We start from the raw sequence: 13,735 nt of genomic DNA on the forward strand, positions 1-13,735 counted from the left end.
TCAGCCGCAGAGCCTACACCTCCCTCCCCGTGTACGCTCGTCACCTTTCGCTGAACTCTGCAGGCGGGTTTCAGTCAAGGAATGCTGTCACGGCCTGGTCATGCAGCCGTGATTACTATCGACGCGCACGTATTTGATGAGGAGACAGGCCATGACCTTGCACAGCGGCAGCAATCAAGAACCCGTGTTCCGCCCTCAGCCCGAGCTGCAACTGGGCGGCGCGATTCTCGATAGAAACGGGCAGGAAATCCTGATCACTGAAGAAATGGTTCAGGCAGCCTGCCAGGAATGCGAGAAGTACTGGGTGCAGCCCGAAAAACAAAGTTGATGTGCAGATTTGCTTGAAACCCGGCCCGGTTGCCGGGTTTTTATGGGCGCCGATCAGCCGTCCACAACCGTCGCGCCCAGGGCCTCGACGATCTGACGCAGGGCCGCCGACTCGCCGTTGATGCGCACCTGCAGGCCGTCGATCTCCCGACGCGGCGGGTAATGCTTGCGCAACGCATCGAAGGCCAGCCGCTGGCTCTCGGCATCGCCCACCAGACTGCGGCGGAAATCGGCGTCGTCGCGGCGAGGATCGTACACGCCGCGACACAGCGTATTCAGCGCCCACACCGGGTCGGTGGCGGCATCCAGGGTGACCTGCGCCAGCCAAGGCTTGGGCAGCAGGTCTTCAAGCCTGATGCTCGCCGGTTGGCCGAGGTGCGCGCACAGGGCCTGATAGATCTGCGCCGTGCCGCGCTGTCGCCCGTCGAGGCTGTAGCCGGCGATGTGTGGGGTGCCGATGACGCACAGATCGGCCAGTTCGACGTCGACCGCCGGTTCTTTCTCCCAGACGTCCAGCACCGCTTGCAGGTCTTCACGTTCCAGCAGCACTTCGCGCAGGGCGCTGTTGTCGACCACCGGGCCGCGCGCGGCGTTGATCAGCCAGGCGCCCTGCTTGAGCTGCTGCAAGCGGGCGCGGTCGAACAGGTGCCAGGTGGGCGTGTCGCCGGTTTTATCCAGCGGTGTGTGCAGGCTGATCACATCGCAACGGGCGATGATCTCGTCGAGGCTGACGTAATCGCCGCCTTCGCTGGCCTGTCGGGGCGGGTCGCAGACCAGAACGTTCCAGCCCAGGCCGCGCAAAACCTTGATCAAGCGACCGCCGACCTGCCCCGCACCCACGACGCCATACGTGCGGCTGGCAAGCTCGACGCCTTCGATTTCCGCCAGGGTCAGCAAGCTGCCCAGCACGTAGTCCACCACGCCACGGGCGTTGCAGCCCGGGGCGCTGGACCATCGAATGCCGGCTTCCTTGAAGTAATCGAGGTCGAGGTGATCGGTGCCGATGGTGCAGGTGCCGACAAAGCGCACCGGCGTCCCTTCGAGCAATGCCCGGTCGACCCGGGTCACCGAGCGCACCAGCAGAATATCGGCCTCGGCGACGGCGGCGCGGTCGAGCGTACGGCCCGGATAGCGATGGATGTCACCGATGCCTGCGAAAAAAGCGTCGAGCAAGGGAATGTTTTCGTCGGCAACTATGCGCATGTCAGGGCTCCTGGAGTGGCCGCAGTGTAGGCGTCAGCGCCCCGACGAGCCAGCGGGATGCGAAACGCGTCCGCGGAGGCAGAACCTGATCAGTCGAGCTTTTTGCGAATCCAGTACAGGAACTCGCCGTCGCCGGCCTGTTTGTCCACCAGCTCGTGGCCGAGGAACACACAGAATTTGGGGATATCGCGCTGGGTGGACGGATCGGTGGCGATCACTTTCAGCAAGCCGCCGGGCGGCAGGTCACGCACCTTCTGGTGCAGCATCATGACCGGCTCGGGGCAGTTGAGGCCGGTGGCGTCGAGCACGGCATCGACGGCAGGGCTTTCAATGGGATCAGACATGGGGGTGATCGAATCAGACATGAGGGGGCTCCGAAAACAGGCCGGCATTGTCGCCTAATCGGTACAGGTCGCCAATCGGCACTTTGCCCCGACCCTTCGCGAGCGAGCTCGCTCGCTCGCTCCCACAATAGGGCAGATAGCCGCCAACCTTACGCGACACAGACTGTCAACTACGCTGCTGCCTACAAACTTTGTAGGATTCTGCGACATCTTGGCGTTTGGTCATCCCGGACCCGGCACGTATGATCCTTGACATTTCTCCGCAGATTAGAAGCCTATGTCCCTGATAGTTCTACTGCTTCTGCCTTTCATCGGCAGCTGTCTGGCGGCGCTCTTGCCGCACAACGCACGCAACAGTGAATCCATTCTCGCCGGCCTGATCGCCTTGATCGGCGCGGTGCAGGTCGCACTGTGGTATCCACAGATCGCCCATGGCGGGGTCATCAGAGAAGAGTTTTTCTGGCTGCCGAGCCTGGGCCTGAACTTCGTCCTGCGCCTGGACGGCTTTGCCTGGCTGTTCTCGATGCTGGTCTTGGGGATCGGCGCGCTGGTGTCGCTGTATGCGCGTTATTACATGTCGCCGGACGACCCGGTGCCGCGCTTCTTCTCTTTCTTTCTGGCATTCATGGGCGCCATGCTCGGGCTGGTCATGTCCGGCAACCTCATTCAGATCGTGTTTTTCTGGGAGCTGACCAGCGTCTTCTCGTTCCTGCTGATTGGCTACTGGCACCACCGCGCCGACGCCCGGCGCGGCGCTTACATGGCGCTGATGGTCACCGGTGCCGGCGGCCTGGCGCTGCTGGTCGGGATGATGCTGCTCGGGCACGTCGTCGGCAGCTATGACCTGGATCGCGTCCTGGCCTCGGGCGACGCCATCCGCGCCCACGCGCTGTACCCCGTGCTGCTGACGCTGATTCTGATCGGCGCGCTGAGCAAGAGCGCGCAATTCCCCTTCCATTTCTGGCTGCCCCACGCCATGGCAGCGCCCACACCGGTATCGGCCTATCTTCACTCGGCGACCATGGTCAAGGCCGGGGTATTCCTGCTGGCGCGCCTGTGGCCGTCGCTGTCCGGAAGCGAACAGTGGTTCTGGATGGTCAGCGGCGCCGGTGCCTGCACGCTGGTGATCGGCGCTTACTCGGCCATCTTTCAGAACGACCTCAAGGGCCTGCTGGCCTACTCCACCATCAGTCACCTGGGGCTGATCACCCTGCTGCTGGGCCTGAACAGTCCATTGGCAACCGTTGCAGCGGTATTCCACATCCTCAATCACGCCACATTCAAGGCGTCGCTGTTCATGGCGGCGGGGATCATCGACCACGAAAGCGGCACCCGCGACATCCGCAAACTCAGTGGGCTGATCAAGCTGATGCCCTACACCGCGACCTTGGCGATGGTCGCCAGCGCGTCAATGGCCGGGGTGCCGCTGCTGAATGGCTTCCTGTCCAAGGAAATGTTCTTCGCGGAAACGGTGTTCATCACCTCGACCGACTGGGTGGAAATCGCTCTGCCGGTGATCGCCACGATCGCCGGGATTTTCAGCGTGGCGTATTCCCTGCGCTTTACCGTCGATGTGTTCTTCGGCCCGAAAGCCACGCGCCTGCCGCACACGCCCCACGAGCCGCCGCGCTGGATGCGCCTGCCGGTGGAATTGCTGGTGCTGGCCTGCCTGATCGTCGGCATTTTTCCCACGCACTCCGTCGGCCCATTGCTCGCCGCCGCGGCACAGCCGGTGGTGGGCGGTGAGCTCCCCGAATACAGCCTGGCGATCTGGCACGGGTTGAACGCGCCGATGATCATGAGCCTGATCGCCATGGCGGCTGGCATCGTTCTGTATCTGCTGCTCCGTGGCCCGATCAAGCGCAAGCAAGTCAATGGGCCGCCGCTGATGTGGCGTCTGAACGGCAAGCGCATGTTCGAGCGCGTGCTGGTGTGGAAGATGCGCGGCGCCCGCCGACTGATGAGGCTGCTGACCACACGTCGTTTGCAGGCGCAGTTGTTCCTGATGGTTCTGGCCGCGCTGGTCGCCGGTTTCGTGCCAATGTACGAGAGCGGGCTGAGCTGGGGTGATCGACCGAAGATCCCCGGTTCCGGCGTCTTTGTGATGCTCTGGCTGATCGCGATTGCCTGCGCCATCGGCGCGGCGTGGCAGGCCAAATATCACCGGCTGGCGGCCGTGACCATGGTCAGCGTCTGTGGGCTGATGACCTGTGTGACCTTTGTCTGGTTCTCCGCGCCGGACCTGGCACTGACCCAACTGGCGGTGGAAGTCGTCACCACGGTGTTGATCCTGCTGGGCCTGCGCTGGCTGCCGCGACGCAACGAAAACGTGCCGCCACCGTCCCAGGCGCGACGCCGGGCCAAGGTGCGCAGGATCCGCGATTTCGTCCTGGCCGTGGCGGTGGGCGGCGGCATGGCGGTGTTGTCCTACGCGATGCTGACGCGGCCGACGCCGAACGCCATTTCCGAGTTTTACCTGAGCCGCGCCCTGGCCCAGGGCGGCGGCACCAACGCCGTCAACGTCATGCTGGTGGACTTCCGCGGCTTCGATACCTTCGGCGAAATCACCGTGCTGGCGGTCGTGGCGTTGACCGTCTTCGCGCTGCTGCGCCGCTTCCGTCCGCCAAAAGAAAGCATCGCCCTGCCGGCACAACAGCGCCTGCTCGCCCGCGACGTGGTCACCGATCTGGTCAACCCGCGTCACGCTGCCGACACGGCACTGGGCTTCATGATGGTGCCGGCGGTGCTGGTGCGACTGCTCTTGCCGGTGGCCTTCGTGGTGTCGATGTACCTGTTCATGCGCGGGCATAACCAGCCGGGTGGCGGTTTCGTCGCAGGACTGGTGATGTCGGTGGCGTTCATCCTGCAATACATGGTGGCCGGCACTCAGTGGGTCGAGGCCAACATGAGCCTGCGGCCGTTGCGCTGGATGGGCACCGGGCTGTTCTTCGCGCTGGCCACGGGTCTGGGCTCGATGGCCCTGGGTTATCCGTTCATGACCACCCACACCGCGCACGTAGTCCTGCCGATACTGGGTGACCTGCACATCGCCAGCGCCCTGTTTTTCGACATCGGCGTGTACGCCGTGGTGGTCGGATCGACCCTGTTGATCCTCACGGCACTGGCTCACCAATCGGTGCGCAGCCATCGCCCGACCTCGCTGCCGCCGCCCATTGAGCCGGTCCCGACCGACAGCCCGATTTCACAAGGAGCCATCTGATGGAAGAAGTCATCGCCATTGCCATCGGCGTGCTCGCCGCTTCCGGCGTGTGGCTGATCCTGCGTCCACGGACCTTTCAGGTCGTGATGGGCCTGTGCCTGCTGTCCTACGGCGTCAATCTGTTCATCTTCAGCATGGGCAGCCTGTTCATCGGCAAGGAGCCGATCATCAAGGACGGCGTGCCCCAGGACCTGCTCAACTACACCGATCCCCTGCCCCAGGCGCTGGTGCTGACGGCCATCGTCATCAGCTTCGCCATGACCGCGCTGTTTCTGGTGGTGCTGCTGGCGTCGCGCGGCCTGACCGGCAACGACCACGTCGACGGCCGGGAGCTGGGTGAATGAGTGTGATGAACCAACTGATCGTCGCGCCGATCCTGTTGCCGGTGCTCACCGCTGCGCTGGTGCTGTGGCTCGGCGAGAAACACCGCCCGCTGAAAGCGCGGATCAACCTGTTCTCCACCGGCCTCGGCTTGGCGATCGCCATCACGCTGATGATGTGGGTGCAGAAAACCGGCACCACCGGCTCCATCGGCGTGTATCTGCCGGGCAACTGGGAAGCGCCGTTCGGCATCGTGCTGGTGGTCGATCATTTGTCAGCATTGATGCTGGTGCTGACCGGCATCGTCGCCTTCAGCGCGCTGCTCTTCGCCCTGGCCCGCTGGGATCGCGCCGGCGCCAGTTTCCACGCCCTGTTTCAGATTCAGCTGATGGGGCTGTATGGCGCGTTTCTCACCGCCGACCTGTTCAACCTGTTCGTGTTCTTCGAAGTCCTGCTGGCCGCATCCTACGGCCTGATGCTGCACGGCTCTGGACGGGCGCGGGTATCGGCGGGCCTGCATTACATCACCATCAACCTGCTGGCCTCGTCGCTGTTCCTGATCGGCGCAGCGCTGATCTACGGCGTCACCGGCACGCTGAACCTGGCCGACCTGGCGGTGAAAATTCCTCAGGTGCCGGACGGCGATCTGGGCTTGCTGCACGCTGGCGCGGCCATTCTGGCGGTCGCGTTTCTGGCCAAGGCCGGCATGTGGCCGCTGAATTTCTGGCTGGTGCCGGCGTATTCTGCTGCCAGCGCACCGGTGGCGGCGCTGTTCGCGATCATGACCAAAGTTGGCTTCTACACACTGCTGCGGTTGTGGACGCTGCTGTTTTCCGGTCAGGCCGGCGCCTCGGCGTTCTTCGGCGGGGACTGGCTGATCTGGGGCGGGATGGCGACCGTTGCTGTGGCGGCGATTTCCGTGGTGGCGGCCCAGCGCCTGGAGCGCATGGCCAGTCTGAGCATTCTGGTGTCGGCGGGCATTCTGCTCTCGGCGGTCGGTTTCGCGCAGCCGAGCCTGACTGCTGGCGCGCTGTTTTATCTGGTCAGCTCGACGCTGGCGCTGAGCGCGCTGTTCCTGCTGGCGGAGCTGATCGAACGTTCGCGCTCGGCCAATGACATCGCCCTCGATGACGACGCCGACCAGTTGCCCAAGGCGCTGGAGTCGTTGCACCCGGTGCCGGGCACCAATCTGGATGACGAACAAAAAGCCGTGGTCGGCCATGTCATCCCCTGGACCATGGCGTTCCTGGGCCTGAGTTTCATCGCTTGCGCGCTGTTGATCATCGGCATGCCGCCGCTGTCAGGCTTCCTCGGCAAGCTGACACTAATCAGCGCCCTGCTCAATCCGCTGGGCCTTGATGTGGCGAAGGACGAAGCCATTCGTGGCGACAGCTGGACGCTGGTGGCCCTGCTGATTATTTCCGGACTGACGTCACTGTTTGCGTTTGTGCGTGTCGGCATCAAACGTTTCTGGACGCCTCAGGAACACGCGGCGCCGCTGCTGCGGCTCAACGAATGCCTGCCGATTGCCTTGCTGGTGGGTTGCGCCATTGTGCTGACGTTCAAGGCTCAGGCGCTGTTGCACTACACCCAGGACACCGCACAGGCGCTGCACGATCCGCAGCAATACGTGCTGTCAGTCAAGGCAGCCAGACCGATACCGGGGCCTGCGTCGTCAGCGGCGGAGGTGCAGCCATGAAGCGCCTGTTTCCCGCACCGCTGTTGTCGCTGTGCCTGTGGGGTTTGTGGCTGTTGCTCAACCTGTCCCTGAGCCCGGGCAATCTGCTGCTGGGCGCACTGCTCGGCTTTTTCGCGCCCTACATTTTCGCGCCGTTGCGCCCGTCGCCGTCGCGAATTCGCAAACCCGGTGTCGCCCTGCGCCTGTTTCTGCTGGTCGGTCGCGATGTGGTGGTGTCCAATCTGGCCGTCGCCTGGGGCGTGCTGCGCGCAGGTCGCCGTCCGCCCCGCTCGGCCTTCGTCAAGGTCCCGCTGGAGCTGCACGATGCCCACGGTCTGGCGGCGCTGGCGATGATCTGCACGGTGGTGCCGGGAACGGTCTGGTCTGAACTGGCGCTGGATCGCAGCGTGCTGCTGATGCACGTGTTCGACCTGGACGACGAAGCGCGCTTCATCGCGCATTTCAAAAGCACGTACGAACGGCCACTGATGGAGATCTTCCAATGAGCGCTCTGCTCACAAACGCGATTCTGTTTACGCTGTCGGTGTTCACCCTCGCCATGGTCATGACCCTGATCCGGCTGTTCAAAGGCCCGTCGGCGCAGGACCGGGTACTCGCCCTGGACTACCTGTACATCCTGGCAATGCTGATGATGCTGGTGCTGGGCATTCGTTACGCCAGTGACACCTACTTCGAGGCCGCGCTGCTGATCGCGCTGTTCGGCTTCGTCGGCTCATTCGCGCTGGCCAAATTTCTGTTGCGCGGCGAGGTGATCGAATGAATTCGTTGCAGGTTCTGCCGTTCTGGGTCGAAGTGCTGACCGCCGCCCTACTGGTGCTCAGCAGCCTGTTCGGCCTGATCGGCGCGTTGGGTCTGTTGCGCCTGAAGGACTTTTTCAGCGCATGCACCCGCCCGCGCTGGCCTCGACCCTCGGCGCATGGTGCGTGGCGCTGGCGTCGATCGTCTACTTTTCTGCCCTGAAGGAAGGGCCCGTGTTGCATGCCTGGCTGATCCCGATCCTGCTCGCAATCACCGTCCCCGTGACCACCTTGCTGCTGGCGCGCACCGGGCTGTTCCGCAAGCGCATGGCCGGTGACGACGTGCCACCCGAGGTCAGCGACGGCAGACAGCAGGGGCATTGAGCCCGGTCTGCGGATTTGCAGCGCGCAGGCGGCCCCGTCACCCGCCGCTTGGGACATGGGGGATGTGGGCGCGTTCCGTGTGCAGGTTTTGCTGAAGGGGTGCTCTTATTCGCTGGCCTTGAACGTCAGTTCGCCTTTGCGCCATTTGGCTGCTTTGGCGGTCGCTGCTTTGAGGACTTTGCTCAGGCCGGACTGGATCTGTTCGTGGGCGGCAAACACCATGAAGATGCTGTGGGATTCTTTGAAGACGATGCCGTGGCCTTCGGGCACTTCGACAAACGCGTATTCGCCCAGGCCGTAGATGGTCATCTTGATGTCGCGGAAACGGAGTTCGAACTTGCCGCCTTCGCGGCTGGGCAATACCGCGGCACGGAAGTGGTCACCCACTTTGAGTTCCAGCCCGGGCTTGTCATCGACCACCAGTGCGGTTTCGGTGTCGATCTCCGACATGTAAATGCCTTCAGGGGATTGTTCGATGACATAAACGAATCGCGCCTGGAACAGCTTCACCAACTTTGCGCGCACGTCGCCGAGCACGAATAACGCATGGGTATCCAGATTACCTACTGCCAATGTACAAACTCCCAACATGATAGGAACTCGCCCGTACAGCGAACCGGGCGAGAAAGAAACGAGAAAGGTGCGCCCTGAAACCGGACGCTGGCGTGAGCATGGATTCTACTGGCAGTGAGTCTATAGGGGATATATCCCTTTCGTCCGCAGTAATGAAGTTTTTGACGCCGTAGGCTGTTTCAGTTGACCTGGCCCTACACAGCAAGACGCCATGGGATGTTTGAGTGGGACCGGCTTCAGCGGGAAAGAGGCCGGTTTGGGCACCCTCAATTTCGCCGTGTGACACCAGCCGCGCTGCCGGCTAACGCCAGTCCTGCTAAAGCGCGCGGTGTGTCAGTGGCCCTTCAGGCAATCAGTTAGAACTCTTGTCCTCTCCGGGCACTCCCATGCAACAGAAGGTTACTCACTGACCACGCCAATCCGGGTCCTCGACCCGTCCGGGAGAAAAAATGGAAATCATGACACCGTCGCTTGAGTTGTTGTTCGAACAACTGGGGCTGGAATCCGATCAGGCCAGCATCGACGCGTTCGTCGCCGGGCATCATCTGCCTGAAGGCGTGAAAGTGTCCGAAGCCGATTTCTGGACGGACAATCAAGCGGCCTTGCTCAAGGAAAAGATCCAGCTGGATGATGACTGGGCACCCATCGTCGACGAACTGAACGTTTTGCTGCACACGCCGACCTGACACGTCGCGCTTATAAAAAATGACGGCCCCGGAGGCCGTCATTTTTTCCTGCTCCGCCATCATCGCCACCGGTTCGTTTGACGCGCTCTGCTCACTGTGGATAACCGGGCTGACCCATATTGGTAAACATCTGCCGCCCTTCGAGCGCAGGGGCATGCACGAACAACCCGTCCACCAGCGCGTCGCGTCGGAAATTGTTCCAGTGGGCCGAGCGATGGATGTAGCGCCGGTACAACAGGGTTTGCTCAGCATCACTCAACGCACCGCCCTCCCCTTTGGCGCAACTCAGCAGCTTGGCGGCAATGGGACGCAACTCCGGCGGCAGGCTTATTTCCGCGGAGTCCTTGATGGTTAGGAACGGCACGCCCTCTTCGCTCGCCAGCGCGTGCATCACCCGCAGGTAAACAAGGGCAAGATGGTTGTAGACACGGCGCTCCAGCGTCACTGTCGCGACGACTGTCTTGACGCCTCGTGAGGTGCTGCCGGACCGCTCGAAACACTCCACGCCCAGCGAGGCGCTTTCATCCGCAGGGTCGAGCAAGCGTTGTGCATCGAGCGTGGACAGCTCGGCGTGGGCCTGCTGCCAGGCATCTGTGGCATCGTACGGCGTATTGACGCTGACCAGACTGCGGCGAGGCCGGAACAGCGACACTTTCTCCACTTCCTGGGGCTGGTAGCCGCCGCCAATGTCCGAATGGCTGCCGGGGAGCACGATTTCCCGGGGCCAGTCGGGCTTGACGCTGTTAAGCACGAAGTTGCGCCGATGCTCGTCGCCGGCGACCAGGTGCAGCACCTGCTGCGCACACCCTGGCGGCAGAAACAGATTGACCCGTTTATTGACGGCATCGCGAACGCTACCCAGGTCGGAAATCCCCCCACGGCGGCCACCGTATCGAACAGCCCAATGACCTTCAGCCGCACGCTGCCGCTGGCCCATGAAAAGCTGTCCGACAGCGGCAGCTTGCGGGGATCGAGAACCGGGTCCAGCGCCCCCGGGATTTTTTCAGCACTTCGTTGGCCAGATGCCGGGCCGACGCCGCACCCCGACTGAAGCCAAACACGTCCAGTTCCAGCGCCCCGATGACACAACCCGGGTTATCGCTCTCAAACATGTGGAGTTCGTCGGCAAGTTTTTTGATGCCCCACGACACTTTCGCCACCACGCCGGTAGTACCGCGCCCAAAGCCCTGACCCGACAGGCGGGAATCGCGCCCGCCAGAGGTAGTACCAACACCACTGACATACACCGCGCCATACACATAAGCGCCATCGGCGTTAATGATTGCCTTGCGTTGCCGTGCATATAACCCGGCCAGTCTTGCGATATTGGTGAGGCTGTTGCTGTAACTGCTGCCAGGGTCAGTGTGTCGACCCCCGCATTCTTTTGTATGCACGCCACCATTCACTTCCGCCATGGCCTGGCAGTCGGCGCCTATCTGGCTATTGACCCGGTTGTTACCGGTCCCGTCGAAGAACACGCCGAGGCGAACGGTGACTTGGGGCGCGTCGGTGCGGGAATCGCTTGCTACGTGAGTATTGGATATTTTTGTCATTTGATTCATCCGTGAGTACTGACATGAGTCCCGAACAAGTACTTACATATTCGGACATATACTCACAGGATGATCGCAGTTGACGCTCCGTCAACCGATGGAACTGCACTTCAGACGCGTCCTACTCCAATATCGGACGGTTGATTAGTCTCTGGAGCTGCAAGCTACAAGTTGCAAGCTACAAGTGGCCCGCTCTTCGCTCGTAGCTCTTCACTTGCAGCTTGAAGCTTGCAACTTGAAACTTGCCGCTCAGCTTTTCTCCGGCCTATAGCCCAGCCGCAGCCCGCCCCAATGCCGGCCCTTGACGATGATGGGCACGGAAAGATCGTGCATCAGTTCGCCGGTGTCGCGGGTGTAGGTCTGCAGCAGAACCGGCTGCTGGTGACTGCCGCAGCGGATGCCGGTGCGGTCGTCGAATTTGCGCTTGGTGCGGTTGTTTATCGCGTCGACCGCCGTGTCGCCCGTCAACGGTCGGCTGAACACCTGATTGTGGGTCGGCACGTAACCCTGCTGGGTGCAAGCGATGGCAAAAACCAGCCCTTCGTGACGGGTCAGCAGCGGCTCTTGAATGGCCGGCAGCGTCTGATCGGTGTAGCGGTCAAAGCGCGTCTGGTACTTGGCCGGCGAAGTGTTGGCGATGGGCTGATAGGTGCGGTCGAACAGGTCGGTCAGGCTGACCCGGCCCTGATCGATGTCTTGCTCGAACTTCGCGGCAATCTGGCCGGCGCCTTCCCGGGCGAGGTCGTAAATGCGCTGGTGGTAGTCATCGAGGCCGACCTGGGCCAGGCGTTCGCTGATGGTTTCCGCCTGTTCTTCCATTTGCAAGGCCGACTGCGCCAGGCGCCGGGTCTGGTCATCGCTGACGGCAAGGTCGCTGCGCATTTGCTCGACGGCCACGAACAGGCTGCTCAATTGCTCCTGATTGGTCTGGGCGCCCCGTGCGATTTCACCGACCTGTTGCTCCACGCCAACGGCCAGCTCGGCGATGTTCGCCAACTGCTTCCCGGTGGATTCAACCTGGGCCACGCCGCCACTCAAGTCGCCCGACAACTGGCGAATCTGCTCGACCACCTGACGGGTGCGCTGCTGAATATCAACCACCATCTCCCCGACCTCATTGGTCGCCGTCGCCGTGCGCCCGGCCAGCCCGCGCACTTCATCGGCCACCACGGCAAAGCCACGGCCGTGTTCACCGGCGCGCGCGGCTTCGATGGCAGCGTTCAGGGCGAGCAGATTGGTCTGGCTGGCGATGGACTGGATCACCGCCGTGACACGCTGAATGTCTTCGCTGCGCTGGCTGAGTGCTTCGATCAGTTCACGGCTGCTGTCAGCCCGTTCACTCAGTTGGTGCATCAGACCAATGGATTCATTGAGGACGCTGAGCCCGGCACCGCTGCTCTCCCGCGCCTGACTGGCAGCGCTGAGCGCTTGCTGGCTCAGGGTCGACGTGGCGCGCTCGGTGGTGATCATCACATCAGCGCTGCTGACGATTTGCTCGGCCGCATTGACCTGGGACTGCAGCTTGCCCGCCAGTTGCCTGACGGAAAACGCTACGGCCGCAGCAGACAACGCGTTGTGACTGGTGCTTCGGGACAGATCCCGGGTCAGACGTGTCATGCCGTCTTCGCTGGTACCTGCCACGGCCCTTGGCGTTTGACTCGCGAACAGCGTCGGTAACCACAAGACCAACAGCGCAACGGGCAGACTCACATAGACAGACACATCGACCCAGGCCATCGCCGCAAACAGCAGGCACAGACCAAGGCTTTGCAGGGCGGGCGTCAGCCAGCGCGAACCGGTACGAACCTGCCCGTCAGCAGACGCGTGCGCCGGGTGGGAGGGTGTTGCTGCGTGACGACCTTTCGCATCCATGTCCGGGACCTGCCCTGCTTTCATTATTGTGAAAGCATTAGACGCCCAAATAGCGGCCATGCGCCATGAGTCATTGGTGGTAGTCGGTCGGAATGTGCGGTGACGGGGAACTTGAATGGGCGCAGCAGACGGTGCGCAATGGAACGGCTCGACCACCCGTTGCGGGCGGTCGAACCCGAGGGATCACGCCTGACGCTGGTGGCGGTCGATCTGCTCGTGGCGTTCCTGAGCTTCGATGCAGTACTTGGTGGTCGGGCTGATCAGCAGGCGCTTGAGGCCAATAGGCTCGCCGCTGTCTTCGCACCAGCCGAAGCTGTCGTCAGCGATGCGGCTCAAGGCCATTTCCAGCTGAGGCAGCATGCGCTGGTCACGGTCAATCACGTTCACCAGCCAGTGACGCTCTTCTTCCACGGAAGCGGCGTCGGCTGGGTCAGCCGGGGTGTCCAGGCTTTCGATCGCGATACGGCTCTGCTCGATACGCTCGTGGATTTCGACTTTCATGGCTTGCAACAGGTCGACGAAGAACGCGTGCTGCTCGGCGTTCATGTAGTCATCGGCCGGCATCGCCAGCAACTTTTCCTTGGTCATTGATTTCTCTATAAAAAAACGTGCATTAAGGCGATCTCAAAGGTGCGCCTCAACCTGGCATAAAGAGCGCCGTAGTCTCGAAGCGCCGCTTGGCACTCAATTTACGAGGGGCGGCAGTCTAAGGCCGGGTTCGGTACTCGGCAACATAATTGATCAGGATTCGTCCAACAAGGGTTTGAATACCCGGTGGCATTGGGTCGCGCCGGGATTTCAACGCGTGCTCGCCCG

12 protein-coding genes and 2 pseudogenes are annotated in these 13,735 nt (G+C 62.3%); 8 read left to right on the plus strand and 6 right to left on the minus strand.

Annotation, left to right across the window (positions count from 1 at the left end; genetic code table 11):
- The first annotated feature begins 151 nt into the window (after positions 1-151).
- On the plus strand, positions 152-328 hold the full coding sequence (locus JN403_RS22050) for a PA1571 family protein (RefSeq protein ID WP_205484274.1): 177 nt from the start codon (positions 152-154) through the stop codon (positions 326-328).
- Positions 329-381: 53 nt separating this feature from the next.
- Here the strand turns inward: JN403_RS22050 and pdxB are convergent, their stop codons facing one another.
- A complete protein-coding gene (gene pdxB / locus JN403_RS22055) occupies positions 382-1,530 on the minus strand; it encodes a 4-phosphoerythronate dehydrogenase PdxB (protein WP_205484276.1) in 1,149 nt (382 codons plus the stop codon).
- 89 nt (positions 1,531-1,619) lie between these two features.
- Positions 1,620-1,874 (minus strand): sulfurtransferase TusA, encoded by a 255-nt coding sequence (tusA, locus tag JN403_RS22060; protein WP_065986265.1) that lies wholly within the window; start codon positions 1,872-1,874, stop codon positions 1,620-1,622.
- Between the two features lie 277 nt (positions 1,875-2,151).
- On the opposite strand from tusA, the gene JN403_RS22065 reads away from it, so the two are divergent.
- The 6 genes and pseudogenes from JN403_RS22065 (at position 2,152) to JN403_RS22090 (ending at position 8,235) form a co-directional block, all read left to right on the plus strand.
- Positions 2,152-5,094 (plus strand): monovalent cation/H+ antiporter subunit A, encoded by a 2,943-nt coding sequence (locus JN403_RS22065; RefSeq protein WP_122537753.1) that lies wholly within the window; start codon positions 2,152-2,154, stop codon positions 5,092-5,094.
- Positions 5,094-5,438: a Na+/H+ antiporter subunit C gene (locus JN403_RS22070; protein WP_065986226.1), complete on the plus strand. Its 345-nt coding sequence runs from the start codon at positions 5,094-5,096 to the stop codon at positions 5,436-5,438. The genes JN403_RS22065 and JN403_RS22070 overlap by 1 nt, the downstream gene beginning before the upstream one ends.
- A complete protein-coding gene (locus JN403_RS22075) occupies positions 5,435-7,114 on the plus strand; it encodes a monovalent cation/H+ antiporter subunit D (RefSeq protein WP_205484278.1) in 1,680 nt (559 codons plus the stop codon). The genes JN403_RS22070 and JN403_RS22075 overlap by 4 nt, the downstream gene beginning before the upstream one ends.
- The gene (locus tag JN403_RS22080; RefSeq protein ID WP_172611408.1) at positions 7,111-7,599 is read left to right on the plus strand and encodes a Na+/H+ antiporter subunit E; all 489 of its coding nucleotides are present in this window, start codon (positions 7,111-7,113) and stop codon (positions 7,597-7,599) included. Before JN403_RS22075 ends, JN403_RS22080 begins: the two co-directional genes overlap by 4 nt.
- Positions 7,596-7,874 (plus strand): K+/H+ antiporter subunit F, encoded by a 279-nt coding sequence (locus JN403_RS22085; protein ID WP_122537750.1) that lies wholly within the window; start codon positions 7,596-7,598, stop codon positions 7,872-7,874. The genes JN403_RS22080 and JN403_RS22085 overlap by 4 nt, the downstream gene beginning before the upstream one ends.
- Positions 7,871-8,235 (plus strand): annotated as a pseudogene (locus tag JN403_RS22090) (Na+/H+ antiporter subunit G). Before JN403_RS22085 ends, JN403_RS22090 begins: the two are co-directional and overlap by 4 nt.
- 105 nt (positions 8,236-8,340) lie before the next feature.
- On the opposite strand, the gene JN403_RS22095 reads toward JN403_RS22090, so the two are convergent.
- On the minus strand, positions 8,341-8,808 hold the full coding sequence (locus JN403_RS22095; RefSeq protein ID WP_122537748.1) for a hypothetical protein: 468 nt from the start codon (positions 8,806-8,808) through the stop codon (positions 8,341-8,343).
- A gap of 449 nt (positions 8,809-9,257) precedes the next feature.
- Between JN403_RS22095 and JN403_RS22100 the strand changes: the two genes are divergently transcribed.
- The gene (locus JN403_RS22100) at positions 9,258-9,494 is read left to right on the plus strand and encodes a DUF2789 domain-containing protein (RefSeq protein ID WP_122537747.1); all 237 of its coding nucleotides are present in this window, start codon (positions 9,258-9,260) and stop codon (positions 9,492-9,494) included.
- Positions 9,495-9,585: 91 nt separating this feature from the next.
- On the opposite strand, the pseudogene JN403_RS22105 reads toward JN403_RS22100, so the two are convergent.
- From JN403_RS22105 to JN403_RS22115, 3 genes and pseudogenes are all read right to left on the minus strand, one after another.
- Positions 9,586-11,047: pseudogene (locus JN403_RS22105) on the minus strand (DUF2235 domain-containing protein).
- Positions 11,048-11,296: 249 nt separating this feature from the next.
- On the minus strand, positions 11,297-12,784 hold the full coding sequence (locus tag JN403_RS22110) for a methyl-accepting chemotaxis protein (protein ID WP_275900186.1): 1,488 nt from the start codon (positions 12,782-12,784) through the stop codon (positions 11,297-11,299).
- A 318-nt stretch (positions 12,785-13,102) separates the two neighbouring features.
- Positions 13,103-13,507 (minus strand): TraR/DksA C4-type zinc finger protein, encoded by a 405-nt coding sequence (locus JN403_RS22115; RefSeq protein WP_122537744.1) that lies wholly within the window; start codon positions 13,505-13,507, stop codon positions 13,103-13,105.
- Between the last annotated feature and the right edge of the window lie 228 nt (positions 13,508-13,735).

This window comes from Pseudomonas sp. 15A4 (genome assembly GCF_016925575.1).
Lineage (GTDB): Bacteria > Pseudomonadota > Gammaproteobacteria > Pseudomonadales > Pseudomonadaceae > Aquipseudomonas.

Bases quoted from the DNA above. Each gene is read 5' to 3' on its own strand.
- JN403_RS22050 (WP_205484274.1), top strand. From the start codon at position 152: ATGACCTTGCACAGCGGCAGCAATCAAGAACCCGTGTTCCGCCCTCAG.
- pdxB (WP_205484276.1), bottom strand. From the start codon at position 1,530: ATGCGCATAGTTGCCGACGAAAACATTCCCTTGCTCGACGCTTTTTTC.
- tusA (WP_065986265.1), bottom strand. From the start codon at position 1,874: ATGTCTGATCCCATTGAAAGCCCTGCCGTCGATGCCGTGCTCGACGCC.
- JN403_RS22065 (WP_122537753.1), top strand. From the start codon at position 2,152: ATGTCCCTGATAGTTCTACTGCTTCTGCCTTTCATCGGCAGCTGTCTG.
- JN403_RS22070 (WP_065986226.1), top strand. From the start codon at position 5,094: ATGGAAGAAGTCATCGCCATTGCCATCGGCGTGCTCGCCGCTTCCGGC.
- JN403_RS22075 (WP_205484278.1), top strand. From the start codon at position 5,435: ATGAGTGTGATGAACCAACTGATCGTCGCGCCGATCCTGTTGCCGGTG.
- JN403_RS22080 (WP_172611408.1), top strand. From the start codon at position 7,111: ATGAAGCGCCTGTTTCCCGCACCGCTGTTGTCGCTGTGCCTGTGGGGT.
- JN403_RS22085 (WP_122537750.1), top strand. From the start codon at position 7,596: ATGAGCGCTCTGCTCACAAACGCGATTCTGTTTACGCTGTCGGTGTTC.
- JN403_RS22100 (WP_122537747.1), top strand. From the start codon at position 9,258: ATGGAAATCATGACACCGTCGCTTGAGTTGTTGTTCGAACAACTGGGG.
- JN403_RS22110 (WP_275900186.1), bottom strand. From the start codon at position 12,784: ATGGCCTGGGTCGATGTGTCTGTCTATGTGAGTCTGCCCGTTGCGCTG.
- JN403_RS22115 (WP_122537744.1), bottom strand. From the start codon at position 13,507: ATGACCAAGGAAAAGTTGCTGGCGATGCCGGCCGATGACTACATGAAC.